Origin of the sequence: Streptomyces uncialis, from assembly GCF_001905345.1 — a bacterium.
Taxonomy (GTDB): Bacteria; Actinomycetota; Actinomycetes; order Streptomycetales; family Streptomycetaceae; genus Streptomyces; species Streptomyces uncialis.
The window spans coordinates 272,246-297,635 of the sequence record NZ_LFBV01000002.1 but is presented as its reverse complement, the minus strand read 5'-3'; the positions used below and the strand labels follow the sequence as shown (position 1 = coordinate 297,635).

General features: G+C 70.5%; 19 protein-coding genes. 12 read left to right on the top strand and 7 right to left on the bottom strand.

The genetic code is table 11. The features are described from left to right. The first annotated feature begins 139 nt into the window (after nt 1–139). A complete protein-coding gene (locus tag AB852_RS09635) occupies nt 140–1,030 on the top strand; it encodes a helix-turn-helix transcriptional regulator (RefSeq protein ID WP_073786071.1) in 891 nt (296 codons plus the stop codon). After that, entirely contained in the window at nt 1,027–1,632 is a 606-nt protein-coding gene (locus AB852_RS09630) for a short chain dehydrogenase (RefSeq protein ID WP_073786069.1), read from the top strand. Before AB852_RS09635 ends, AB852_RS09630 begins: the two co-directional genes overlap by 4 nt. Before the next feature lie 169 nt (nt 1,633–1,801). Here the strand turns inward: AB852_RS09630 and AB852_RS09625 are convergent, their stop codons facing one another. Then, a complete protein-coding gene (locus AB852_RS09625) occupies nt 1,802–2,254 on the bottom strand; it encodes a hypothetical protein (RefSeq protein WP_143201204.1) in 453 nt (150 codons plus the stop codon). A gap of 222 nt (nt 2,255–2,476) precedes the next feature. Here AB852_RS09625 and AB852_RS09620 point away from each other — a divergent pair, with 222 nt between their 5' ends. Then, nucleotides 2,477–8,662, top strand: coding sequence for an RHS repeat-associated core domain-containing protein (locus AB852_RS09620; RefSeq protein ID WP_425444165.1), 6,186 nt, complete (start codon nt 2,477–2,479; stop codon nt 8,660–8,662). 154 nt (nt 8,663–8,816) lie between these two features. Further along, nucleotides 8,817–9,479, top strand: a complete 663-nt coding sequence (locus tag AB852_RS09615; protein ID WP_073786065.1) for a hypothetical protein — start codon at nt 8,817–8,819, stop codon at nt 9,477–9,479. 205 nt (nt 9,480–9,684) lie between these two features. Here AB852_RS09615 and AB852_RS09610 read toward each other — a convergent pair whose 3' ends face one another. Together AB852_RS09610 and AB852_RS09605 are read right to left on the bottom strand one after the other, a co-directional pair. Beyond that, nucleotides 9,685–10,788 carry an RICIN domain-containing protein gene (locus AB852_RS09610; protein ID WP_079184463.1) on the bottom strand — a complete coding sequence of 368 codons (1,104 nt, stop codon included), beginning with the start codon at nt 10,786–10,788 and terminating at the stop codon, nt 9,685–9,687. A 262-nt stretch (nt 10,789–11,050) separates the two neighbouring features. After that, nucleotides 11,051–11,275, bottom strand: a complete 225-nt coding sequence (locus AB852_RS09605; protein ID WP_073786061.1) for a hypothetical protein — start codon at nt 11,273–11,275, stop codon at nt 11,051–11,053. A gap of 274 nt (nt 11,276–11,549) precedes the next feature. On the opposite strand from AB852_RS09605, the gene AB852_RS09600 reads away from it, so the two are divergent. After that, nucleotides 11,550–14,039: an XRE family transcriptional regulator gene (locus tag AB852_RS09600; protein WP_342748470.1), complete on the top strand. Its 2,490-nt coding sequence runs from the start codon at nt 11,550–11,552 to the stop codon at nt 14,037–14,039. Nucleotides 14,040–14,198: 159 nt separating this feature from the next. On the opposite strand, the gene AB852_RS09595 is transcribed toward AB852_RS09600, so the two are convergent. After that, a complete protein-coding gene (locus AB852_RS09595) occupies nt 14,199–14,840 on the bottom strand; it encodes a nucleotidyltransferase domain-containing protein (RefSeq protein WP_073786057.1) in 642 nt (213 codons plus the stop codon). 126 nt (nt 14,841–14,966) lie between these two features. Here AB852_RS09595 and AB852_RS09590 point away from each other — a divergent pair, with 126 nt between their 5' ends. The 6 genes from AB852_RS09590 to AB852_RS09565 all read left to right on the top strand — a co-directional run bounded on the left by AB852_RS09590 (nt 14,967) and on the right by AB852_RS09565 (nt 21,463). Further along, nucleotides 14,967–15,416 carry a hypothetical protein gene (locus AB852_RS09590; protein WP_073786055.1) on the top strand — a complete coding sequence of 150 codons (450 nt, stop codon included), beginning with the start codon at nt 14,967–14,969 and terminating at the stop codon, nt 15,414–15,416. 369 nt (nt 15,417–15,785) lie between these two features. Continuing rightward, nucleotides 15,786–16,595, top strand: a complete 810-nt coding sequence (locus AB852_RS09585) for a PIG-L family deacetylase (protein ID WP_073786053.1) — start codon at nt 15,786–15,788, stop codon at nt 16,593–16,595. Nucleotides 16,596–16,929: 334 nt separating this feature from the next. Beyond that, on the top strand, nt 16,930–17,139 hold the full coding sequence (locus tag AB852_RS09580; RefSeq protein WP_143201203.1) for a hypothetical protein: 210 nt from the start codon (nt 16,930–16,932) through the stop codon (nt 17,137–17,139). A gap of 69 nt (nt 17,140–17,208) precedes the next feature. After that, the gene (locus AB852_RS09575; protein ID WP_073786049.1) at nt 17,209–19,026 is read left to right on the top strand and encodes an ABC transporter ATP-binding protein; all 1,818 of its coding nucleotides are present in this window, start codon (nt 17,209–17,211) and stop codon (nt 19,024–19,026) included. Then, nucleotides 19,023–20,762, top strand: a complete 1,740-nt coding sequence (locus AB852_RS09570; RefSeq protein ID WP_073786047.1) for an ABC transporter ATP-binding protein — start codon at nt 19,023–19,025, stop codon at nt 20,760–20,762. Before AB852_RS09575 ends, AB852_RS09570 begins: the two co-directional genes overlap by 4 nt. Then, entirely contained in the window at nt 20,759–21,463 is a 705-nt protein-coding gene (locus AB852_RS09565; RefSeq protein ID WP_073787593.1) for a TetR/AcrR family transcriptional regulator, read from the top strand. Before AB852_RS09570 ends, AB852_RS09565 begins: the two co-directional genes overlap by 4 nt. A gap of 165 nt (nt 21,464–21,628) precedes the next feature. Here AB852_RS09565 and AB852_RS09560 read toward each other — a convergent pair whose 3' ends face one another. The 3 genes from AB852_RS09560 to AB852_RS41310 form a co-directional block, all read right to left on the bottom strand. Then, nucleotides 21,629–23,485, bottom strand: coding sequence for a KedN5 family methylcobalamin-dependent radical SAM C-methyltransferase (locus AB852_RS09560; protein ID WP_143201202.1), 1,857 nt, complete (start codon nt 23,483–23,485; stop codon nt 21,629–21,631). 300 nt (nt 23,486–23,785) lie between these two features. Further along, complete coding sequence (locus AB852_RS09555) at nt 23,786–24,013, bottom strand: MbtH family protein (protein WP_073786045.1); 228 nt, start codon at nt 24,011–24,013, stop codon at nt 23,786–23,788. A gap of 749 nt (nt 24,014–24,762) precedes the next feature. Next, nucleotides 24,763–24,894 (bottom strand): hypothetical protein, encoded by a 132-nt coding sequence (locus tag AB852_RS41310; protein ID WP_266504843.1) that lies wholly within the window; start codon nt 24,892–24,894, stop codon nt 24,763–24,765. A gap of 74 nt (nt 24,895–24,968) precedes the next feature. On the opposite strand from AB852_RS41310, the gene AB852_RS09550 reads away from it, so the two are divergent. After that, on the top strand, nt 24,969–25,379 hold the full coding sequence (locus tag AB852_RS09550) for a DUF6027 family protein (RefSeq protein WP_073786043.1): 411 nt from the start codon (nt 24,969–24,971) through the stop codon (nt 25,377–25,379). Nucleotides 25,380–25,390: the final 11 nt, after the last annotated feature.

The following is a 25,390-nucleotide window of genomic DNA, read 5'->3' as shown; positions in this document are numbered from 1 at the left end:
ACGGGCGATCCGACTGGCCGCGGAACACCGCTCCAGCGGTACGAGGCGCTGGGACCGGTTCCTCCGGGTGGTCGGCGGGGCGTGAGGGTATCCCTGTCCGGGGCAGGTAGACGCGGACGGATCACGCGACGATGGGCCGGTGACCACCACAGGAACGAACGACCTCGGCGGATTCCTGCGTACCCGGCGTGAACGCCTGACGCCGGATGCGGCAGGGATCGCGCCCGGCCTCTCCCACCGTCGGGTCCCGGGCCTGCGCAGGGAGGAACTCGCCGAACTCGCCGGGGTCAGCGTCGGCTACTACACCCGCCTCGAACAGGGCGCGAGCAGCAGTGCCTCGCCCGCGGTCATCGACGCGCTGGCCGCCGCGCTGCGACTGGACAGGGCCGAACACGAACACCTGCGGATCCTCGCGGCCCCCGGACGCCCGAGCCCCTCCCGTTCCCGCAGGAGCAGGCTGCGGCCCTCGGTGCGTGACCTGCTCGCCGCGATCCCGGGAACACCGGCGATCGTGATCGACCACCGCGCCGACGTCCTGGGCTGGAACCGCCTCGGCCACGCCCTGCTGGCCGGCCATCTCGACGCCGACGCCCCGGACGCACAGATCCGGCCGAACATCGCCCGCATGCTCTTCCTCGATCCGCACCACCGCGCCCTCCACCACGACTGGTCCGCCAAGGCACAGGTCACGGTCGCGGCCCTGCACCACGCGTCCGCACGGCACCCCGCCGACACCGCACTCGAACGACGCATCGGCGAACTCGCTTCCAGAAGCCCCGAGTTCGCCCGGATGTGGGCGAGGCGCCCCGTGCGGATCTGCTCCTACCACGTACGCGAACTGCGGCATCCCCTCATCGGCCGCGTGACCCTGGCGAACGAGACGCTCACCCTGCCGGACGACGACCAGCAGATCGGCCTCTTCCACGCCCGCCCCGGTACCCCGGACGCCGACGCCCTCACCCTGCTCGCACAGAGCCTCGACCGGCGGCCCGCACCCGAATCCACGCCCCAGAAGGAGAACACCCGATGAAGATCATCGTGGTCGGCGGTGGCGGCACCATCGGCCAACGCCTGGTACCCGCACTCCGGTCCCACGGCCACGACGTCGTCGTCGCCGGACGCACCTCCGGCGACCTCCACGTCGACCTCCTCTCGCACACCTCCATCGAAGCCATGTACCGCGAGGCCGGCGCCGTCGACAGCGTCGTGAGCGTCGCCGCGCACGGACTCCTCGACGAATTCGCCGCACTCACCGCGGACGCGCTGCACGAGAACACGCGGGCGAAGTTCTTCGGACAGGCGGACCTGGTCCTCACCGGCCAGCACCACTGCGCCGATGGCGCCTCCTTCACCCTCACCTCCGGCATCTTCGCGGACCAGGCATGGCCCCACGCCACCGGCGGCGGCGTCATCAGCGGCGCCCTCCACAGCTTCACGCTCTCAGCAGCGATCGAACTACCAAGGGGCATGCGGATCAACGTGGTCAGCCCCACGATGGTCGGCGACTCCACAGAAGCCTTCTCCCCACGCTTCCCGGGCATGCGACCCGTACCCATGGACGAACTCGTCACCCACTACCTGGACTGCGTCGAAGGCACCGACACCGGCCGGATCATCCGCGCCTACGGATAACCACCCCGCTCCGCTGCCGCGGGCCACCACAAGCCCGGTAAGGCCAGCCAGAAACCGCAGCAGTCCGGCCCGCACCCCGGCTGGGCAGGACCGGAATCCGGGGCGGTGCCCCCACGGCCGCGTCGTGGCTGCCTGGATTCGGGCAGGTGCCCCGACGGCCCGCCCTGGTTCACGCCTCCTGGGGTATCAGCGGGCGTTCGGTATCAGCGGTCGTCCCGTACCCGGCGGGATGCAGGACAGGACACGGGCTGTCCCGGGGTGTCCGGTGCGGCCGGTCTCGGCTGTGTTCCCCGTCTGCTCCAGACGACGGCGGCGGCCAGAACGAGTGCCGCGCGGTGTGGTGCGTGTGGGCCGGGTTCCGACTGCGGTCCGACGCGGCTCCGTTCGCCGTGGTCGGCGGGGTGCGCTGGTCCGCGAGGTTGCGCAGGATCTCCCGCCCCTGTTGCAGGCTTCCGGGCGCGGCGATCATGAGCGCGAGCGCGATACGGGCGGCTTGCTGCTCGGAGAGTGCCTCCTGGGCGAGGCCCAACACGATGGTGCGCAGGTTCTCCTCGAAGATGTCCGTGTCGAAGCGGAGCAGTTGTTCCCTCGGGCGCCGTAATCCCGAATTCTCGGTGATCATGATCACGCGCCCGCCATGAGCGGATGCAACTTCTTTCGCCGGTTTAGGCACGCTTTCAAGCGCATTTCCTCCTTGCTACGTTCACAGGCGACTCATAGATGTGAAGGTCAAGTATTCGGAAAACGAGGGAATATGACGGTTCATCTGCCCGCGCCGGAAGAGCGCGGACGGGTTTGGTCCGGAGGGATTTCGGGCTTCATAGCAGGCAGTCTCGTCCTGACGCTGTCCATCACCCTGCTCGACGGATCACCCGCGAGGGCGCTCCCGGCCGAACCGGACGCGGAACCCCGGAAGACGTCGGCGACCCAGGCGGCGGACATCACCTCCGCGCGGGTGGCGGCCCGGCTGTCCGGCAAGCGGGTCGAGGCGCTGTCGGAGCGCACGGAGACCTCCACGACCTGGGTGAACAAGGACGGTTCACTCACCTCGGAACTGACCGCCGGTCCGGTGCGCTTCCGGGACGGGGCCACCGACGACTGGCGCAACGTCGACCTCGAACTCACCGCGCGCGCCGACGGCTCGGTGGCGCCGGTGGCCCACCCCGAGGGGCTGACGCTGGCCGGCCGGACCGGCAGCCCGGCCACGTCGCTCAAGGCGGCGCGAACGGCGAAGGCCACCGATCTGGTGACGCTCGGCGAGGGCGATCAGCGGATCACGCTCCAGTGGAAGGGCGGCCTGCCCGCTCCGAAGCTGGAGGGTACGCGCGCCGAGTACGTCAACGCCGTCCCCGGTGCCGACGTCGTGGTCGAAGCGACCCGGACCGGCTTCGAGCAGTTCGTCGAGATCAAGCGGAGACCGGCCTCCGACGGCTACAGCTACACCCTGCCCCTGAAGGCACAGGGCCTCAAGGTCCGGCAACAGGCCGACGGCAGCGTGCTCTTCACCGACAGGAAGAACAAGAAGACGGCCCTGATGCCCGCGCCGGTGATGTGGGACGCCACCGTCGACCCCGTCTCCGGCGAGCACACCCGGCGCGTGCCGGTGGGGATGAAGGTCGCCGCCAAGGGCTCGTCCTTCGAACTGGTGGTGACCCCGGACGCCGAGTTCCTGGCCGACCCGGCCACGAAGTACCCGGTGACGGTCGATCCGTCGACGTCCGCCCTCTCGAACGTGTTCGACACCTATGTGCAGCAGGGCGAGACCGTCGACTGGTCCGCCGACACCGAGCTGGACCTGGGCAACCCCGGTACCACGAACCCCGACGGCACGCCGCGGACCGCCCGCTCGTTCATCTCCTGGAACACCACGCCGATCCAGGACGCGCTGGTCGTGAACGCCAAGCTGTCGCTGTGGAACTTCCACTCCGGCAACACCGACTGCAAGGCATACCCATGGGAGGTGTGGGCGACCGGCGCTGCCACGACCTCCTCGCGTTGGTCCGCCCAGCCGGCCTGGACGGCGAAGCGGGCCACCTCCACCGAGACCAGGGGAAACCCGGGCTGCGCCGCCCAGCCCGACGGCTGGGTCGACGCCGATGTGTCCACCCTGGTCCAGGAGTGGGCGTCGGCCAAGGCCACCCGTGGCCATATGGGTCTGCGCGCCTCCAGCGAGTCGGTCACCGCGCAGTGGAAGCGGCTCAACTCGGCCAACGCCGCGTCCAATCCGCCCAAGCTCGTGGTCACCTACAACTACCGGCCCCGTACCGGCACCAAGCAGGAGGCCGGACCGCCGTACTTCTCCAACGGCGGTACCTACGCCGTCAACACGGTGACGCCGACCCTGCGCGATACCTTCGTGGACGCCGACGGTGACAAGGTCACCGGCACCTTCCAGATCTTCGACAACGCCACCAACACCCAGGCCGGCGATGTCCTCGTCTCCAAGTACGTACCGTCAGGACAGGTCGCCTCCGTCACCGTGCCCACGGGTGTGCTGACCAACGGCAGGACGTACAAGTTCCGCACCTCCCCCTACGACGGCAGCCACTACAACAACGGCTGGTCGGCGTGGAAGACGTTCACCGTGGACACCGCCGCTCCCTCCGCCCCCACCTCCGTCACCTCGACGGACTACCCGTCCACCGCATGGGTCAAGGGCGCGGGCCAGGCCGGTACCTTCACCGTCACCCCGCCCGCCGCCGACCACCACTGGCTCGAATGGTCCCTGGACGGTGTGACCTGGACAAAGGTCGTCACCGGCGGCTCCAACGCCGCCAAGGCCCTCTCCGTCACCCCGCCGCTGGACGGCACCCATGTCCTCCAGGTGCGCGCCGTGGACAACGCGGACAACAAGTCCGAGGCGGCCGAGTACCGGTTCCACGCCGGCCCCGGTGGCTTCCTCCAGCCGTCCGACGGTGAACGCACCGCACGACGTCTGCCGCTGGTCGCCGAGGGTGACGCGAGCAAGTACGACAAGGTCTCCTTCTCCTGGCGCCGCTCCGCGGCGGACAACTGGCAGCAGATCCCGGCCGGTGACGTCACCTCGGGGAGCAGCCCGGTCGCCGCGTGGCCCGTCCCGCTGACGAACGGCAAGAACGCGCCGCTGGCGTGGAACGCCGTCAATACCGTCGCCGTCGACGGCTCCGTGCAGATCAAGGCCGACTTCACCGGACCGGGCAGCGCCCCGGGCAGCACCGAACCGCACACGGTGGTCGTCGACCGGCACGCACCCGGCGCCGCACCCCGACTCGTCGGACCGGGGGCGCTGAACCTGCTCACCGGGGACTTCACCCTCTCCGAGGTCGAGGCCCCGCACTTCGGGCTGTCCGTGACCCGTACCGCTTCCTCACGGACCCCGTCCGCCGGTGACCAGGAAGGCCAGGTAGCCATCTTCGGGGACGAATGGGCCTCCGGTGTGGTCGCGGAGTCCGCGGGTGCGGACTACTCCCACATCACCAGGATCTCCGACACCGCCGTGAACGTGGTCGGCAGCCAGGGCGACGCCGTCCACTTCACCGCCAACGCCGCCAGGACCGCGTGGATCGCGGAACCGGGCGCGGAGAAGCTGACCCTGCGCGGCAGCACGACCGGCTCGTTCACCCTGACCGACGCCGAGGGCACGGTCACCGACTTCGAGAAGCTCGACGCCGCCGCGACCACCTGGCAGGTCTCCTCGGTGCGGCTGGACGGGCGCGGCAACTCCACCACCACGGTCGTCTCCGAGAACGTGTCGACGGCGGGCGGGATCAAGGCACGGCCCAAGCGCATGGTGGCCGCGACCTCCGCCGTCGCCGCCGGCACCTGCGCACAGACCCCCGCCACCCGCGGTTGCCGGGTGCTGGAGTTCGTCTACGCCACCGCCACCACGGCCACCGCGACCACCCCCGGGGACTTCACCGGCCAGGTCAAGGAGATCCAGGTCTGGGCCACCGCGCCCGGAGCGACGGCGGCCACCGCGAAGTCCGTCCAGAGCTACGCGTACGACACCTCCGGGCGCCTGCGCCACACCTGGAACCCGCAGATCATCCCGCGGTTGCTCACCGAGTACACGTACGACAGCGCGGGCCGGGTCACCCAGCAGACAAGGCCGGGCCAACTGCCCTGGACCTTCGCCTACGGTCAGGCGGGGAACTCCGCCGCCGCCGGACCGGGCATGCTGCTGCGCGTGACGCGTCCGGGCCTCCAGCCGGGCAGCGCCGGGACCGTGCAGGGCGAAGCCGTCACCAGCGTCGTCTACGACGTACCGCTCACCGGCCCGTCCGCCCCCTACGGCATGGGCTCCGCCGACGTGAAGGCATGGGGACAGTCGGACGCGCCCACCGACGCGACAGCGGTCTTCCCGGCCGACTCCGCACCCGCCTCCCACACGGGCGGCGCCCTCGGAGCCGGGGACTACGCACGGGCCACCGTCCAGTACCTGGGCGCCTCGGGCCACCAGGTCAACGTCGCCGCGCCCGGCGGCCGCATCTCCGCCTCCGAGACCGACCGGTTCGGCAACACCGTCCGCGAGCTCACTCCCGCCAACCGTGCCCTCGCACTCGGCACCACCGCCGCCGACCGCGCCGCGCTCGCGGACCTGGGCATCGGGGACCTGCCCAGCGCCGAACGGGCCGAGCTGCTCTCGACCCGCTCCGTCCACGACGCCACCGGGACCCGCGAACTCCAGGAACTGGGACCGCTGTCCCGGATCGACCTGACACGGGACCTCACGTCCGGCACCACCACCCTCAACTCCGCGGGCTCCTCCGTGGTGGCGCGGGCCTGGACCGTCAACACCTACGACACCGGGCGGCCGACGGACGGCACCGCCACCGTCAAGGACCAGATCACCGGCACCGTCACCGGGGCGCAGCTCCGCGACCAGCCCACCCTGCACGCCGACACCCGTGAGACACGGACCGTCTACGACTGGCAGCGCGGCCTGGCGACCCGGACCGTCCAGGACCCCGGCGGCCTCTCCGTCACCACGGTCACCGAACATGACGCGCAGGGCCGGGTGGTCAAGGAGATCCGCCCCGGCGGTGCCGCGACATCGGCCACCACCCGGGTGACCGACTACTGGTCGGCCACCGGCACAGGCACCTGCTCCGGACGCCCCGAATGGGCCGACCTGCCGTGCCGGACCTCACCCGGCGGAGCCGTCGTCGGCGGGGGCACCAACCCCGCCGAGCTGCCGGTCACCGTCACCGAGTACGACCGGTGGGGCAGCCCCGCCAAGGTCTCCGAGACCGCCGGGGGCATCACCCGCGACACCGTGACGACGTACGACGACGCGGGCCGCCCGGTGTCCGTGGCCATGACCGGAGGCATCGGTCAGGCCCAGCCCACGACGACCACCACGTACGACGACACCACCGGCGAAGCCGTCCGGAACACCGCGGACGGCGGTGCCGCCATCACCAAGGTGTTCGACAAGCTGGGACGTCAGATCTCCTACACCGACGCGGACGGTGGAGTCACCCAGATCCGCTACGACCTGCTCGACCGGATCACCCAGACCTCCGACTCCGTCCCCTCGACCGTCACCTACACCTACGACCACCAGGCCGAACCCCGCGGCCTGGCCACCAGCACCACCGACTCCGTCGCCGGTGAGATCGGCACCGTGTACAACGCCGACGGCGCCGTGACCAAGGAGACGCTCCCCGGCGGCCACACCCTGTCCCAGGAGATCGACCCGACCGGCTCGGCCCGGTCCCGGACCTACACCAGGAACTCCGACAGCGCGGTCGTCCTCAGCGACTCGATCGAGACATCCGTCCACAGCCAGCGGACGGCCCACTCGGGCTGGTCGAACCAGCAGTACCGGTACGACGCCGTCGGACGGCTGGCCGGGGTCGACGACACCGCGGCCACCGTCTGCACCCGTCGCTCCTACACCTTCGGGGAACGCAGCACCCGCACCGCCCTGACCACGGCCACCGCCGCCCCGGGCCTGGACTGCCCGACCTCCGCGGGCACCACCACCACCCACACCTACGACAGCGGTGACCGCCTCACCGGCACCGGCTACGTCCACGACGCCTTCGGCCGGACGACGACCGCCCCGGGCCACGGCACGCTCTCCTACTACGCGGGCGATCTCGTCCACCGCCAGACGGTGGGCTCCAGCCGCCAGACCTGGCAGCGCGACCCGGAGCTGCGCGTACGGTCCTGGACCACGGAGACCGGCTCCGGCAGCACCTGGACGCAGACCGCGTCCAAGCGCAACCACTACGACAGCGACTCCGACAGCCCCCGATGGGTCGTGGAGGACACCGCGACCGGCGCGATCACCCGCAACATCGTCTCCGCCGCCGGAGCCCTCACCGCGACCAGCACCAGGACCGGTGACGTGGTGCTCCAACTCACCAACCTGCACGGGGACGTCGCCCTGCGACTCCCGCTGAACAGCGCCGAGGCGCCGACGGCGTTCGACCACGACGAGTACGGCGGTCCGCGCGACAGCCGCCCGGCCGCCCGCTACGCCTGGCTCGGCGGCAGACAGCGTTCCGCGGACACCCTGTCCGGACTCGTCCTCATGGGCGTCCGTCTCTACGACCCGAAGCTCGGCCGGTTCCTCCAGGCCGACCCCGTTCCCGGCGGGTCGGCGAACGCCTACGACTACGCCAACGCCGACCCGTGCAACAGCTCCGACACCACAGGGCTCGCACCCAAGTGCGGGAAGGTCCACAAGACCAACGGCTACAGCCTCCAGATCATCACCAGGCGCCGCGGCGGCGGTGTGACCCGGGACGGCCACCGCTACATCGGGTACTACGTGGAGACCCAGATCAAGGGCTTCGCGAACCGCTACCTGTCCAGGAACGCCGTCTACGCGGAGACCTGGGGCACCCGGCCCGGCAAGAGGAGGATGACCAAGCTCCAGGGCAAGGCCAGTTGGTACACGCCCTGGAAGAAGCAGTGGGAGGTCCACTACAACATCCAGGTCAAGCCCGGTACGAGGATCGTGACCCACGGCAACGGCGTGGTGATCGGTTGGAACGGCTTCGTGACCGCGGTCTCGTCCATCTGCAACGCCAGCTCCTAGCCGGTCCACAGCCGCGTACGGTGATGCCCGTACGGTGATCACATCGGTGCGTACGCGGCGCACTCCCGGGGTGGCCCACCGAAGCCTCGGTGGGCCACCCCGGCTCGTCAGGAATCCCGCGAGGACACCGCCTCCGTGCCCGAAGGACCCACACATGCCCAAGAACCTGGCAGAGCTCGCCCACGCCGCCCTGACGGCCGAAGCCGAGCGGGACACCGCCGTGACCCAGGCCGCCGCGGTCCGGCCCGGCATCGGGGCCGGACCCGTCGTCGCCGACATCTGTGTACGCGGCGGCCTCGGTTTCGTGCTGCTCCTGCACCGGCGCCGTGACGGCCAGGCCGCCGAGGAGCTCTATTTCTCGACACGGCGGGACGACGGGTCCTGGACGGCGGCCGACCACCTGTCCGGAGGTGTCCTCGGGATCGACCCGACCGACGGCCGGGATGTCGCGGGCGTACTGCGCGGCAGACCGCTGGCGCCGTTCGGGGAGTCGGAGACCGAGCTGTTCACCGGACGGCCCCAGGCCGACGAAGGGTGCGAGCGACTGTGCTTCCACGAGGTACTCGTGGGCCAGGAGGTCGGGCTTCTGGACGTGGAACGCGCGTCCTCGGGACCCGACGCCGAGCCGTCCCGGTTCCGCAAGACGCCCACCTGCGGAGTCGCCCTGTTCGCCCTCCTTCCGGGGGAGCGGCTCATCGTCCGTCCGATCGTGGACAACGGCGGTGCACCCGGGGCTCCGGGGCAGGCGTACGAGCTGACCTGCTCCGACGACGGACCCGGAGCCGGCCCTGAGCTCCGGCCTGCGGACCTGGGCTGACCGGTGTTCCACACCTCGGCGGCCCGGCCCTCCGCCGGAACGCCAGTACGAACACGCCGATCTCTGGGGACGTGGGGGGCAGGGGATGTGACGGCTCTGTCCGGCTGCCGGCCTTCGCCGGAGCGCGTGGCCGCGGTGGGTGCGGGGCCGGGCTCGTGCGCTCCTGTGCCGCCCTGGCATGCGCGAGGGCGGCACAGGACCGGGCTCAGGCGCAGGAGGTGAAGACCGGGTTGGTGTTCGCGATGTAGTGGGTCGCGCCGCCGGCCGGGTCGTCCTTGAGGGGGACGGTGACGGTGTCCTCAGCGGTCCAGGGCAGTCCGCGCGCGTCGAAGGTCCAGGTCCCGGTCACCTTCGTGGCCAGCACGGACAGGGTCACCCAGCCGTACTGTCCGGCGGGGACGGGCACCGCGACCTGGTTGCCGACGGTCTCCGAGCCGCTCCAGACATGGGAGAACTGGTTTTCGAGGGTCGTGGTGACCTTCACCGCCAGGTTCGGGAGGTCGCCGGTGGTGAAGCCGGTCGACATCTTGGTCGAGACGGTGTTCTGCCAGCCGGTGGTCTTGTTCACCGCGAAGGTCTGCGTGATGGGTCCGCTGGTGTTGTTGAGCCACACCGACGACGCGCAGACGGTCGGCAGCGGAGCCGCGGCGGTTTCACTCCGCGCTGCCCAGGAGCAGGTGGAGGTGTCCTTCTGGCACTGCTTGGCGGCGTACTCCACCGCCAGTTTCCGTGCTTCGGGGACGGTGGACCACCGCTGGTTGGCCCGGCCGTGGCAGCTTGACTGTCCCGTCCACGCGTCGTCGTACTGGGCGTCGGCGGTGAGGTCGAGACACGCGTTGTTGTCCTCGTTGCGGATCATGAACGCGTTGGCGGTCCCCCGTACCGGCTGGAAGTACCACTGCTGGGTCTTCTGGCCCCGGCAGGTCTGCTGGCGCAGGGCGGGCCACGCGATGTCGACGCACTTGCCTGTCGTGTTGTTCACGATGGCGAAGGACGAGTCGGACGGATCGACGTTCAGACGCCAGGACTGGTGGTGGCCGGGTGCCGTGTTGGTGACGAGGAAAGCCCCGTCACCGAGTGAGCCGTTCTGCACGTCGAGCAGGCGGCCATTGCTGAGCGAGGTGAAGTCCAGGCACTGGAGCGGGGGTCCGCAGTTCTCCGTGGTGCGGTCCCCGGCCGTTTCCGCGTGGGCCTCGGCCGTCCGGAACGGGGATGCCACGATGCCCAGGACCATCAAACAGGTCACCAGCGCGGCGGCGAGCACACGCCGGCCGGGAGACGAGCGCCTCGGGACGAAAAGTAGCGACATGATGGGTCACTTCCTCTTTCATCTGTGTGTCGGTCTTGTTCGGTTCATATGGGTGGGTAGTACCAGGAGCACGCGTCCGGACGGGGATCAGTCGCGAGCGAACGCCGCCTCCGAGCGCGGAACGCGGTACGCGAGGGCCTGAGTTGCGCAGCCGTGACCACCGCTCGCCGTCGTCCCCCGCGGGGCCACGCCCGTCAGGACGGCTGTTCCTTCCGGCCGCGTGTCCGAGTGGACGAGTGCCCTCGGCGCGTCCCGGCGCGCGCTATCGCCGGCATGACGCCGCGAGGATCAGCAGCAGGAAGAGAATTCCCAGGACCGGAAGGCAGCCGAGACTGTTCGGATTCTTCCGGTTGATCTCCACGCTGCCGCCCGGGGGAATTCCGGGGTGCTGCCTGGCGTAGTGCTGGATCTGCTGGAACTCGCCCTGCGACTCACTGAGCCAGCCGGTCCTGTAACCGCATTCTCCGCACCAGTGCCGGTACGCCATATCAACTCCTCACACGTACCTGTGCCGGACGGTTCGGTCGATGCGCCTTCAACGCCGCCGGGTGCTCGGGCACTCGGACGGATCGGGCGCCGCCGTTTCCCCGTGCCGCGGTGCCGGTAAGTACGACCACGACCCGAGCGGGCGCAGCCCCCGGGGGCGGCTTGTGGCTGTGCACCTCCGATGCTGGCGTTCGTGCCGCTCGGATGGACAGGTCACCGCACCGGTCATCCATGACCGGTCGTCACGGTAGGCTCCCCGCAGGCTGTAGACGCAGGTGGAGAGGACGCACGTAGTGGCGGATCGACTCGGCACGCTCTTACGCCGGCTGCGCAAACAGTCGGGTCTGACACAGGAACAGCTGGCGGAGCGGTCGGGAGTGAGCGTCAGCACCATCCGCAGACTGGAGACCGGCAGATCCGCCGACCACCGCGTGGGAACGGTCAATCTGCTGGCGGACGCTCTGAAGGCCGGGCCGGAGGACCGTCGGCGGCTGGCGGCCGTCCTCGCGAAAGAGGAAACCGAACCAGCTCTCGAATCAATTTCCGAATCACCCTCGACTTCCAGCCCCTTACCGTCTCGGTTGTCGAGCCAATTCGCCGGTGCGGCCGGAGAATTGGCGGAGGAGATCAGAAGCCGCTGGCAACTCGAAGAAGAGCGGCGCCGGGTCCACGATCCCTATCCGCTCCCGGTGCGATGGCATCAGGCACCGACCGATCTGATGGACCATCCCGAGAACATTCAGCGCCTTCCACCGGGGACCGCGCCGAGCCCCATGGATCTGGACAGCGATCTGCCGCACGTCGCCGAGGTCTACGGACGCGTCCCGTCCGGCCGGATGGTCTTCCTCGGCCGGGCCGGTTCGGGCAAGTCGATCCTGACGATCAGGTTCGTCCTCGACCTCCTGGCCGACCCCGCCCCCCTCAAGCGGGTGCCCGTGATCTTCAGCCTCGGCTCCTGGGACCCGACGGCCACCGTGCTGCACGACTGGCTGACCGACCGGCTGCTGCGCGACCACCCCCACCTGGTCCAGCGGGTCCCGAGCGGAGCGACACTGGCCGCCGCGCTCCTCGACGCCGGCCTCATCCTGCCCGTACTGGACGGATTCGACGAGATCGCGGAAGCCCTGCGGCCCACCGTACTCGCGGCGCTCAACACCACCTCGCTGCCGCTCGTGCTGACCAGCCGCCGCCGGGAGTACGCCGAAGCGGTCCGGGCGGCAGGCACCCCCCTGACCTGGGCCGCCGGTGTCGAACTCGCCGACCTCACCCCCGGCGACCTCACCGACTACCTGCCCCGCACCTCCCGGCCCGTCACCGCCCGGGGGAGCAGCCGGGACCGGAACGCCAACGTATGGGACCTTGTCCTGGAGACGCTGCGCACCCAGGACACCGTGGCGAGCAGGAACCTCACCAGAGTCCTGAACACCCCCCTGATGGTCGTCCTCGCGCGGACGATCTACAGCGAGACATCCGGCACAAGTCCGAAAGAACTGCTGAACACCACCCGCTTCCCCACCGAACACGCCCTTGAGGAACACCTGCTGGCATCCTTCGTGCCGACGGTCTACCGCCGCACCCCCGTACGGGCCGTCAGCGGCGGCCGTGGCCGACGGGACGATCACGACCCTGACCGGGTCCAGTACTGGCTCGGCTACCTGGCCCATCACATGGCCCGGCTGGAGGACCTCGATCAGCGGGACCTCGCCTGGTGGCGGATCGGCGACGCGCTGCGGCGCTCGACCCGCATCATCGCCGTCGTGCTGACCTGCACGCTGTCCGTCACGGTGCCCCTCTGGCTCATCGCCGTGATCGCCCTCGGACTCGGGTCGGGCGACAGCGCGGCGGGAATCGGCACGGTCATCCTGGAAGGGGCACTGTTCGGACCGGCCGCCGGCCTCGCCTTCGGGTCCGTGTACTGGCTCATGTCGAGATTCGGCACAACGGCCTTCACCCCGGCCCACGTACGACTGCGACTGCCCGGTGTCCGCCGCACCCGCGCCCGCGTCGGCGGCCGACCGATGCGCACCTTCACCTCCCGGTTCGGACCCGTGCTGCTGGGCGGATCCGTGATGGGCGCCGGATTCGCGCTCGCCGTCGCACTGGAACACGCACTGGTCAAAGGGACCCCGCTCACCAGCGGTACGGTGATCGAAGGCACGCTCGTCAACATGCTGGCCTTCGGGCTGATCTTCGGCTCGGCCACCGCACTCGTCTTCGGACTCATCGCCGCGCTTGAGACGCCCCTGGACATCGCCACCGCGGCCACACCGGCCGGTCTGCTCGCCGTCAACCGCCAGGCGGTGGGCCGACAGGTCCTTGTACTCGTACCGGCGCTCACTCTCACGATCGCGCTCGGCGGGCACGTCGTCACCGGTCTGCTGCGGAACATTCTCGGACCGCTGAACTGGACCCCGTCCGCCGGGCTCTTCATCGGAGCCGTGGGCGGACTCGGCGGCGCGTTCTCCTACGCCCTCGCGTTCACCGCCTGGGGCCAGTGGATCGTCCTCACCCGCGTCTGGCTACCGCTGACCGGCGAACTCCCCTGGAACACCGCCGCCTTCCTCGACGACGCCTACCGGCGAGGAGTCCTGCGCCAGACCGGCGCCGTCTACCAGTTCCGCCACAGCCGACTCCAGCACCACCTCGCCGACTCGTTCCGCCGGCACCACCGCGGCTACACACCCGCCAAGTTCACCGCACCGCCGCCCACGTACCCCGGCGGGGCAGCACACCGCGCCGATGCCGCACGGAAGCGGGAGGACTGAGCCGTCACACAGACCGACACCCCGTGATCCGGTCGGCCGCCGGACCGGCGGCAGACCGGTGGGGGTACGGGCGGACGGCAGGCCGACGGGACGGCGGTCACCGGGCGCGCTCCTCGCGGATCGGAACCGCCGATCCCACATGTGGTCCTGAGGCACCGACTACAGATCCGCGAGCCAGGGATGTCCCGGGTGTACGCGGACGAGCAGCCCGGCCAGGGTCTCGCGCTGGGCCCGGGTCATGTGCGGGACGGTCACGTCGAAGTCCCTCCGGTCCTTGCGGCGGGTGTGCTTGGCCTTGAACAGCAGCACCAGTTCGGGTGCCAGATACGGGATGCCGTCCTGGGTGCGATGGACGATGTCGCTGTAGGGAAGCCGGATTCCCTCGTCGCGTCGGCAGATCCAGGTGTCACGGTCGTGCGGTTCGCGGAACACGTCGAGCAGGTAGTCCCCGGTGGCCGGATCGCGGAGCCATGTCTGATGTACGGCGGCCAGCACCTCCGGTGTGGCGTCCTCCCAGATCCGGCCGCTGCCCGCCGCGTCGAAGACATGACCGGGAAAGCGGTGGCGGATCTCGGGAAAGCTCGCGGCCGGAATAGCGATCTCGATGTCTCCATGGGAGCGCGTCTGTCTGCCGAGGAACAAGTCCAGCGCCCAGCCCGCGGCCACGTACCAGGGCGAGCCGATCCCGGCCAGCCGCCGCGCGACCTCACTCGGGGTCCAGCAGGACGCCCACCTGCCCTGGAGGGCTTCGATCTCGTCGGGTGACAGCTCGACGCCACCGCTCGGCAGTTGCTCGCTCACCGTTGCGAACCTATCAGCGGACCCGACGGTCCCTGGCCGCGGCCGAGCTGGACCCCAGCTGGCTGTATTTTGCTGACATCGGGCTGGTCAACAGCGCCTTGCCCCGGACAGTGGCGAGGTACTGGCATGCGATACATCCTTCTCACCCCCTTGCTGATGGCGGCCCTGACCGGATGCTCGTTCCTCGGTCAGGAAACCTTGTGCACCCAGGCCGACGCGGACTCGCAGGTCTCCGCCATGTGGCGGCCCGCCGACTTCGGCGGCCGTGACGCGGCGCGGATCCGGCTGTGCGTGGACGGCGCCTGCAAGGAGCGGACATCGGGCGGTGCCGACGACCCGTTCGCCACCATCTCGGTCCGGCTCCCCGACGGCATCGGTGCGTCCACCGTGCCGGTACGGCTCACCGTCACGTCAGCCAGGAGCGGTGACACGATCGTCAAGGACAGCGTCCGGGCCAGGCTGACAGAGCAGCACCCCAACGGCGCGTCCTGCTCGCCCAGTGCCTGGACGGCGACGTTCCGTGCCCACCCGGAGAAGGGCCTCACCTCGCCCAGGGGCATGAAGCTCCAGGGCTGAGCCCCCGGCACAGGCGCCCGCCCCTCCGGCATCTCCACCGCGGAGGCGGGCGCATCGCTCTCCGGAGTACCGACCACACTCCCCTTACCTGGTGCGACAGGATGGTGCGGGTCGCGCCGGTACCTCGTTCGCGTGGGAACGCCGACGTTCGGAAGGCCAGACGGCCGCCCTGGGAACAGGGGGTCCGGCCGGCACGGTTGTACCGACCGGGGGACCGGTGCCGCACGGGCGGGAACACGGAGGCCAGAGGGGTTGTCCGCCTCACCGGGGTCCGGGCCCCAGGATCGCGGTACGCCCGTCGCGCGGTCGGACCAAGACGTTTATTTCGCAGGAGGACTTTTCATGACGACTGACCGACCTTTGACGCTGATGGCAGTGCACGCCCATCCCGACGACGAGGCCACCGGAACCGGAGGGGTCCTCGCGCGGTACGCGGCGGAAGGCATCCGCACGGTTCTCGTGACATGTACCGACGGCGGTTGCGGTGACGGACCGGGGGGTGTCAAGCCGGGCGATCCCGGGCACGATCCGGCGGCGGTCGCCTTGATGCGCCGTGAAGAACTTGAGGCGAGCTGTGAGGTGCTGAAGGTCAGCGATCTGGAGATGCTGGACTACGCCGACTCCGGGATGATGGGCTGGCCGACCAACGACGCCCCGGGATCCTTCTGGCGGACCCCCGTGGAGGAAGGCGCGGCCCGGCTCGCGGAACTCATGCGGCACTACCGGCCTGACGTGGTCGTCACCTACGACGAGAACGGCTTCTACGGCCACCCCGATCACATCCAGGCCCACCGCATCACGATGGCGGCGCTGAAGATGACCGAGCAGGCGCCGAAGGTGTACTGGACCACGATGCCCCGCTCGGGGATGCGGCGGTTCGGGGAGCTCATGCGCGAGTTCCATCCGGACATGCCGGAGCCGGATCCCGCCGAGGCCGCCGCGATGGCCGAGATCGGGCTGCCCGACGATGAGATCACCACGTGGGTGGACACCACCGCGTTCAGCGGCCAGAAGTTCGACGCGCTGGCCGCGCACGCCAGTCAGGGCGAGAACATCTTCTTCCTCAAGATGGGCAAGGAGAGGTTCGGCGAGTTGATGGGCATGGAGACCTTCGTACGCGTCCAGGACGCCACCGGCACGGCCGTACCCGAGAACGATCTCTTCGCCGGACTGCGCTGACCCACCTGTCCGGAGCGGAGCCCGGGGAAGCTCATCGGCCGCACGGCGCGATCGAGCGCTTCGCCGTCCCCGCCCGCGCGGGGGTAGCTCCTCGGCTCCGCCCACCGGTGGGGGAATCGCGGCGTCAGCCCTGGTCGCGCGGGTGGGGCCGACGCCGGCCTCGCCCGCGCGGGCGGATCGCCGATGCCCCCACGTATATCCGTGTCGACCTACCCAACCGTCGGCGGAGCCGGACCGCACGTCATGGTGGGCGACGCCGACGTCCCGGCCCTGAGCAGTGGGCTGAGCAGCTTCTGACTGTCCGGCGCGGCGATCAGCCGGATGATGCCCGAGCGTGGCAATGGCCGTCCCGGCGGCCGTCGGCGGCACCCTCGCCCGGTTCGACGACATCCTCGCTGCGGCCGCGCGCGCACTCGCCGGGCATGTGACGGCCGTGGGTTTCGACGCGGACAACGGCCGCTTGGATGTCGCGCCCGACGCGCCCGTGTACGGCACGAAGCCGCGCTGGAGCCCGCCGAGGCTGATCGCCTCCGCCCCACCCTGAGCCTTTACCCACATCCTTACTTAGGTTAGCCTCACTTAATCCAGACAGTCTGTCTGTGAAGGAGGCGGCATGGCCCTGACCGATACCCCGGCGGCACCCCGACAGGAGACCGGCGACCCGCCCGCTCCCGCCGGACGGATCACGCCGGAGAACGGCGTGGAACGGGCCCGTGCCGTCCTGAAGGGACTGCTCGCCCCCGTCCGCGTCCGCATCCGGATCGGCATGGCGCTCCAGATGATCGGTGCCGCCGCCGCGGTCGTCCCCTTCATCGCCCTCGCCGAACTCGCCCGCACCCTGCTCGCGGCAGGCCCGACGGACGAGGACTCGGTGCGCCGGGCCGTGATGATCGCCCTGATCGGACTGTCCGCGCGCGGCCTCTTCGGCGCGGCGGCCCTGGCCGTCACCCACTTCGCCGATGTCGGACTCCAGGCGTCACTGCGGCGCCGGATCGTGGCCCGGCTGGGCCGGGCCCCGCTCGGCTGGTTCGACACCAACTCCTCCGCCTCGGTGCGGAAGGCGGCCCAGAACGACGTCCACGATCTGCACCATCTCGTCGCGCACAGCGCGGTCGAGACGGTCGGCGCGATCACCGTCCCGGTCGCCGGTTTCGGCTATCTGCTCTGGCTGGACTGGCGGCTCGCGCTGCTCGCCGTCGCCACGATCCCCGTCTACGCCGGCGCGTACGGCTGGATGATGCGGGACTTCGGCCCGCAAATGGCCGCGATGGACGCCGGGATCGCGGCGGTCAACCGCAGCATCGTGGAGTTCGTCCAGGGCATCGCGGTGGTCAAGACCTTCGGCCGCACCGGCCGGGCCCATACGAGCTACCGGGAGGCGGCGACCGGCTTCGGCCGGAACTACAGCGACTGGGTGCGGCCGATGCTCAAGCTGGAGGCACTGGCCTCGATGGCGATCTCGCCGCCGGTGGTCCTGCTCATCAATCTCGGCGGCGGCGTCTGGTTCGTCTCGCACGGCTGGGTGGCACCGGTCGATGTGCTGACCGCCTCGCTGGTCGCGATGATCCTCCCCTCCTTCCTGGTCACCCTCGGCTTCGGCGCGCAGGCCCGGCGGGAGGCGGAAGCGGCGGCGCTGCGCATCGACTCCGTGCTCACCCTCCCCGTACTGCCCGAACCCGAACACCCGCGTGTCCCCGAGGGGCACGAGGTCGCGCTGGAGGACGTCTCCTTCAGCTATGACGGCGAACGGCGGATCCTGGACGGGGTGAGCCTGCGGCTGGCCCCCGGCACCCTGACCGCGCTGGTCGGCCCGTCCGGCGCCGGGAAATCCACCCTCGCCTCCCTCGTCACCCGCTTCCACGACGTGACGGCCGGCCGGGTCACCGTGGGCGGGGTGGACGTCCGCGAGCTGAGCACCGCCGAGCTCTACCGCAATGTCGGCTTCGTGCTCCAGGACGTCCAGCTGGTCCGCGGCACGCTCCGCGACAACATCCGGCTCGGCAGACCGGAGGCCGGTGACGACGAGGTCCGGGCGGCGGCCGAGGCGGCCCGGGTCCATGAGCGGATACTGGCGCTCCCGGACGGCTACGACACGGTGGTCGGCGAGGGGCTCGCCCTCTCCGGCGGCGAGGCACAGCGGATCTCCATCGCCCGCGCGCTCCTCGCGGACACCCCCGTACTCGTCCTCGACGAGGCCACCGCCTTCGCCGACCCCGGGCCGGAGGCCGAGATCCAGGACGCGATAGCGCCCCTGGTCGCGGGCCGGACCGTACTGGTCATCGCCCACCGGCTCTCCACCATCGTCACCGCCGACACCATCGCCGTACTCGATCACGGGCGGCTGGTGGAGAGCGGGACCCATGACGCACTGCTGGCCGCCGACGGCCGCTACGCCCGGCTGTGGGCGACCCATGAGAGGACCAGCGCATGATCCGCGACCTCGCGGCCACCCTCGGCCCGGACCACCGCCGGGACCTCGGCCGCTATCTGGGCACCCTCACCCTCAACGGCGTCGCGCAGGGCGCGGCGGTCGCCTTCCTCGTGCCCGTGGTGGGACGGCTGCTGGCGGGCGACACCGACGGCGCCGCCGCCTGGCTCCCCTGGATGGCGGGAGCGGTGGCGCTCTCGCTCGTCACCCACTACGCCCAGGCCATGCTGGGATTCCGGCTCGCCCTGGTCATCCTGACCACGCTCCACCACCGGCTCGGCGACCATGCGGTGACCCTGCCGCTGGGCTGGTTCGACAGCACCACGGTGGGACGGCTGAGCCGCATCGGCACCAAGTCGGTGCTGTCGATCGCGGGCAGCTGCGCCCATCTGCTCCAGCCGCTGGTCACCGGAGTCCTCGCCCCGGCCACCGTGGTCGTGGTGATGTTCTGGCACGAGTGGCGGCTCGGACTCGCCGTGCTGGTCTGCTCGCCACTGATCCTGCTGGCCGCGCGGCTGTCGATACGGCTGCTCGGGCGGGCCGACGAGGAGAACGACCGGGCCGGGGTGGAGGCCGCCAACCGGGTCCTCGAATTCGCCCGCAACCAGGCCGTGCTGCGTGCCTTCGGGCGCACCACCGGCAACTACCGGCCGTTGGAGGACGCCCTGGAGGAGCAGCGGACCGCCTCCCGCAGGCAGGTGCTGCTCTCGATGCCCGGCATGCTGCTGAGCGGTTTCGCCGTACAGTTCTGCTTCTCCGCGCTGATCGCGGTAGGCGCCCTGCTCGCGCTCCGGGACAGCGTCGACCCGGTCGAACTCGTCACACTGCTCGCCCTGGTGGCCCGCTTCACCGGACCGCTGGCGGAGGTGGGCGAGCTCGCCGGGGTGCTGCGGATGGCCGGCAACGACCTGCGCCGGGTACGCGCGGTGCTGGACGAACGGTCGCTGCCCGCCCCCGAGCACTCCGCCCCGGTGCGCGCCCCGGGCGAGATCGAGCTGACCGGGGTGCGATTCGGGTACGGGGACGGCCCGGCCGTGCTCGACGGAGTCGGCTTCACCGTGCCGCCGCGCACCATGACCGCCCTGGTCGGGGCCTCCGGCTCCGGCAAGACCACCCTGACCCGGCTGATCGCCCGCTTCTTCGACGTCCGCGAGGGCACCGTACGGGTCGGCGGGGTGGACGTCCGGGAACAGCGCACCGAGGATCTGATGGCCCAGCTGGCCCTGGTCTTCCAGGATGTGTATCTCTTCGACGACACGCTGATCGGCAACATCCGGATCGGCCGTCCGGACGCCGACGACGACGAGATCCGCCGCGCGGCCTCGCTCGCCGGGGTGGACGAGATCGTCGCCCGGCTCCCGGACGGCTGGGAGGCCCGGGTCGGCGAGGGCGGCAGTGCGCTCTCGGGCGGCGAGCGCCAGCGGGTGTCGGTCGCCCGCGCCCTGCTCAAGAACGCGCCCGTGGTGCTGCTCGACGAGGCCACCGCCGCACTCGACCCGGAGAACGAGGCGGCGGTGCGGCGCTCCATGGAGGAACTGCGCAGAAACAGCACCCTGCTGGTCATCGCCCATAGGCTGAGCACCGTGACAACAGCGGACCAGATCGTGGTGCTCCACGAAGGACGGGTGGCGGAACGCGGCACCCATACCGAGCTCCTCGCCCTCGACGGGCATTACGCACGGTTCTGGCACGAGCGGAGCCGGGCGGCCGGGTGGCGGATCACCGCGGCGGGCTCATGACCGACGGCACTCCCGGCCGGACCCCCCGCGGGGTCCGGCCGGGCCGCCGCCCCGGCCCGTCGCGGTCGCTCACCACCCGGGCCGTCGCCGAGGCCGCGCTCGCCGAGGGGCTGGCGACGTTCAGCATGCCCAGCGTCGCGGCCCGGCTCGGCGTCAGCCACTCCACGCTCTACCGCTATGTGCAGGACCGCGACGATCTGCTGCGCACCGCGATCGGGGTGGCCGTGGACCGGGTCGAGTGGCCGTCCGAGGAGCTGCCCTGGCGCGAGCTGCTGGGGCGGCTCGCCGACCGGCTCTGGGAGCTCTGCGACACCCATCCGGGTATCGCCCAGGCCGTGCTCACCACCCCGGGCACCCCGCCGGCCATCATCGAGCGACTGGTCCGCTACGGCCGTTCGCTGGTGGCGGCCGGGCTCAGTGACCGTGACGCGGTGGTGTCGGTGGACTTCGTCGCCGAACTGACCCTCACCTCCTGGATCGCGATGCGCCATCTCGACGGGGAGACGGCGGCCGGTGGCGGCCGGACCGTACGGGAGGAGTACCGCAGCAGCTGGTCGGTCGACACCCCGTTCCTGGAGGTGTTCACCGCCGAGGACACCTGGCACGGGCGCGGCTGGTTCACCGACAAGCTCGGCATCTATCTCGACGGACTGGCCCACCGGATCGACTCGCGGACCGGCACCGGCGGCCCGCACGACTGAGCCCGCGGCCCGCCTGCCGGACGGTTCCCGGAACCTGCCGCTCCTGTGCCGGACGGATCCCGCGTGCGAACCGCGCTCCGCCGTGGGCCGACCCGTCCAGCGGCGACGCCTCCCGGACCACGGGGCCCGGTGGCGATACGGAGTGTTCGCCCGCTGTGCTGTCCGCTACCGGATATCGAGGCAACGACCGGCGTAGTAGGTCGCGAGTTCGTGGTTGTCGAGGTAGTCGTCGAACCCGATGCGGTACGCGAGCGTCAGTTCGACCGGCGAGGGTTCGTCGTCGAACGGCCGGCTCGCGCGGATGGCGTCGAGGACCTGCGGCATCGCGTACTGGAACCGCAGGCCGCTGCGGACGTAGTGCGGCAGGCCGTCGATGCTGCGCACCTCGGCGTCCTCGGCACCCGCTCCGGCGTAGATCGGACGGGTCGTGTTGTCGTAGCGGAAGATCTCGTTCAGCAGCGGTCTGTGCCGCTCGGGCACCTTCGGCAGGATCGCCTCGTCCCACCACCGCTGGAAGATCGGCGCGAACCGCGGGTCGGCGTAGAGCTTGTGCAGCGACTCGACGACCAGGCCGGAGTCGGTGAACTCGCGGCCGTGGCCGAGTAACTCGGCGACGGCCGGATCGGCCGAGTCCTGGAACCAGTCCGACAGCATCAGCAGTGCGGCGCTCTGGGTGAGCCCGGCGAGCTCCCGCAGCGGCACCCAGATGTGCCGGAAGTACATGTTCTCGCTCATCATCCGGGCCCAGAACATGAACCGCTGCATCATCGTGTTCTCCGCGACCGTGACGGTGCGGTTGGCGAGAACGTACTCGAAGTCGTCGTTGTCGCCGCGCACGGTGACGAAGCCGTGCTCCTCGCGGTTCTCCGTGTAGTTCGTGTTGGGCAGCAGCAACAGGGGGTAGACGGCGATACGGGACACATGTTCGGACAGCCGGTCGTAGCCCGTCAGGAACGAGTCGACCGTCTCACCCGGCGCGCCCCAGATCAGCTCGGCATAGGCGTCGAGCCCCTCCGCCGCGAGCCATGCCGCCAGATCCTTCCACTGGTTCAGCCGCATATTGCTTCTGCCCATGTCACGCAACGCCGTGTCGTCCAGGGTCTGAAGCGCCACGGTGAACGAGCTCTGGAACCCCTCGGCCTTCATCCGGCGGATGATGTTGTGGAACGTCTTGGACTTGTTCTTCGCCCACGACGTCTCCAACGACCGCGGGAACCCGTATTTCTCGCGCGTTCTGACGAGGTCCTCGACGAACTCCGCGTCCGGCTGCCGCATGCCGAAGTTCGAGTCGCACAACACCACCGTCGGAATCTGGTGATAGCCGAAGAGGTCGAGTTCCGCGCGCAGCCGCTCACGGGAGAAGTCGCGCATCCGCTGGCCGACCGCGCCACCCCAGTAGCAGAACGAGCACTTGTACGGACAGCCGCGGTTGGTCTCCATCAGCGCGACGTCGTAGGGGAACCGGCCGTTGTGGTCGAGCAGCGGGATGGCCCCGGTGAGGAACGGCGACGGAATGATGTCCAGGTCGTCGATGCGCGGTGCCTCGGCTGTGGTGTGGATCGTGCCTTCCTCGTCGCGGTAGGAGATTCCCGGCACCTGCGCGAGGTCGTGCGGCGACTTCTCCTCAAGGACGGCGAGCAGCAGATCGCGGAAGGTGAACTCGCCCTCGCCGTTGGCGACGACGTCGACCTCGGGGAAGCGTCGGAAGACGCGTTCCGCTTGGTGGGCGACGTGCGTTCCGCCGAAGACGACCCAGCCGTCCGGGCGCACCGACTTGTAGGTCTCGGCGAGTGCGCCGAACTGGTTGAGGTTCCAGCCGAGGACCGAGAACGCCAGCACGTCCGGCACGACCCCGGAGAAGATCGTGCGCGCCATCGAGCCGAGCGATTCTCCACCGCGGAAGTTCTGTATTCCCACGTCGAACTCGGGTCCCACCACGGGATCGGCCTGTGCCGCGGCTGTGAGGTAGCCGGCGGCGAGCGGCATCGACTCCTTGGGCATGTCCCAGGCGCCCTGTTGCACGATCAGCGCGCACCCGCGCTTTTCCCGTGAACGTGGTCGTGGTCGTGGGAACGGAAGTGTGGACCGACTCACTGTTCTGCCCCTATGCCGCCAGGCCGCCAGGTTCCCGCGGGCGATTCACGCCGTGCATCGTGTGCGTTGTGGTTGTCCGACCGGCTCCGACGTTCCACCGCGGGGATCAGCGCGGCGCGCGCTCACCGTCGAGTCGTCCCTCGACGGCGGGCGGACGTGGAGTGCGATGAAGGTGACGAAGCGGTCCACCGCCGCGCCAGTGTGAGGACCGTGCGTCGATCCGGTGGCTCAACCGGTCGAGTTGTCCATGGCGCGGCGCAGGGAGGCCGGACGCAGGTCGGTCCAGTTCTCCTCGACGTAGGCCAGGCACGCCGCCCGGCCGTCCGGGCCGTGCACCACTTGCCACCCGGCGGGCACCGGAGCGAACTCCGGCCACAGCGAGTGCTGTTCCTCGTCGTTGCGCAGCACCCAGAACACCCCGTTCTCGTCGTCGAACGGGTTGGTCGTCTCAGCCATTTCGCCTCCCGGTCGCCGCACCCTACAACGCGCCGCCGGGTGGTCAACACTCCAGCCCTCTCAGCACGTTGACCCCCGACGAAAGGGGTCCGGGTGCCGGGCCATCCGCGTGGGGGAGGACCGTCCGGTTCACCGGTCTGCCCAGCCCGGGTAGGTCCGCGGCAGGCACCGGACGCCGCGGGCCGACCGGGAGTGAATGGTCGGACACTGCCTGGACGGGGATGCTCCGCGACGCGATCTGTTCCCCGGACCCCGGGGTTCCGGCGCACGCGACCGGAGCGGGGACGTCCGGCGGGCCGGGGCGTCGGAGATGATGCGGCCCGGCACGGCAACCCTCGTGCCGGTACCGGTGATCGCGGCTGTACCGGGCAGCCCGCGACGAGTGGTGCGCCGCCCGCGCGGCGGCCGGGATCGGCTCCCGGGAAGTCTGGGTGCACCGCCGCTGGAGGTGTGCGTGCGGCGCGGCGCGAAGGGACCGCAGGCCAAGGCGAACGCCGGTCGGAGCACCGGGATACCCGGTGGACCGGACGCCAACGCGAACGCCCGTCGGATCACCGGGACAACCGGGACGACCGGAAGGGCCGGAAGGGCCGGGACGGCTGGGGCGGACAACCCGTACGAGCCGGCCGAGGCACCCGGCTGCTGCTGCGTACGGCCGCCACGGCCTCGGTGAGTGCGCGGCGGGCCTGCTCGGTCTCCTTCGCGGGGTTGCCCCGGCCCGCCCGAGCGGGCGGGCCGGGGCGGTTGGGTCAGATGCGGTAGCCGAGGCTGCGCAGCTGCTGACGGATCGCCTCGTCGTCGGCCGTGGCGGTGCCGCTGATCGCGGCGCCCGAGTCGGTCCGCACGAGGGCGACTTGCTCCTCACGAAGGTTCTCGTTCACTGGTTCTCCTTCCCCTGCTTCGGTGTTCATCCTGTCCGGTCGGACAAGCTCGGTGCCGCCCTTAGGGTGGCGGCATGGATGGTGACATGGACGACCTGGCCTACGACGCGACCGGTACGCCGGCGGTTCGGCTGCGCCAGTGGGAGCGGTGCTGGCCACCGGACGACCCGCATGCCAACTTCAAGGCCGAGGTGGTCGACTACGGGCTCCTCGATCCGCTGGAGACCGTGCGCGGCATGTCCCGGAACCTGGACATCCCGGTCGGTGCGATCGTCCGGTACGTGCTGGCCAAGTGGGCCACCGGCGGCAGCGGCGGCCTGCTCGAACTCGGGCCGGTGATGGTGCCGCGCATGTGGGAGCCGATCGCGGCCGCGGAGGAGGCCGATTCCGACGAGCAGCGGCTCGCGGCGTACCACCAGCTCCGGCAGATGATCTCCTGGCTGAAGGTGCCGCTGGACGACCCCACGGTGTACCCGCCCCAGTGATCGGCCACGTG

What these genes read in the sequence shown, in the direction of transcription:
- AB852_RS09630 (WP_073786069.1), top strand. Translation starts at nt 1,027, where the DNA reads ATGAAGATCATCGTGGTCGGCGGTGGCGGCACCATCGGCCAACGCCTG.
- AB852_RS09625 (WP_143201204.1), bottom strand. Translation starts at nt 2,254, where the DNA reads ATGATCACCGAGAATTCGGGATTACGGCGCCCGAGGGAACAACTGCTC.
- AB852_RS09615 (WP_073786065.1), top strand. Translation starts at nt 8,817, where the DNA reads ATGCCCAAGAACCTGGCAGAGCTCGCCCACGCCGCCCTGACGGCCGAA.
- AB852_RS09610 (WP_079184463.1), bottom strand. Translation starts at nt 10,788, where the DNA reads ATGTCGCTACTTTTCGTCCCGAGGCGCTCGTCTCCCGGCCGGCGTGTG.
- AB852_RS09605 (WP_073786061.1), bottom strand. Translation starts at nt 11,275, where the DNA reads ATGGCGTACCGGCACTGGTGCGGAGAATGCGGTTACAGGACCGGCTGG.
- AB852_RS09590 (WP_073786055.1), top strand. Translation starts at nt 14,967, where the DNA reads ATGCGATACATCCTTCTCACCCCCTTGCTGATGGCGGCCCTGACCGGA.
- AB852_RS09585 (WP_073786053.1), top strand. Translation starts at nt 15,786, where the DNA reads ATGGCAGTGCACGCCCATCCCGACGACGAGGCCACCGGAACCGGAGGG.
- AB852_RS09575 (WP_073786049.1), top strand. Translation starts at nt 17,209, where the DNA reads ATGGCCCTGACCGATACCCCGGCGGCACCCCGACAGGAGACCGGCGAC.
- AB852_RS09570 (WP_073786047.1), top strand. Translation starts at nt 19,023, where the DNA reads ATGATCCGCGACCTCGCGGCCACCCTCGGCCCGGACCACCGCCGGGAC.
- AB852_RS09565 (WP_073787593.1), top strand. Translation starts at nt 20,759, where the DNA reads ATGACCGACGGCACTCCCGGCCGGACCCCCCGCGGGGTCCGGCCGGGC.
- AB852_RS09555 (WP_073786045.1), bottom strand. Translation starts at nt 24,013, where the DNA reads ATGGCTGAGACGACCAACCCGTTCGACGACGAGAACGGGGTGTTCTGG.
- AB852_RS09550 (WP_073786043.1), top strand. Translation starts at nt 24,969, where the DNA reads ATGGATGGTGACATGGACGACCTGGCCTACGACGCGACCGGTACGCCG.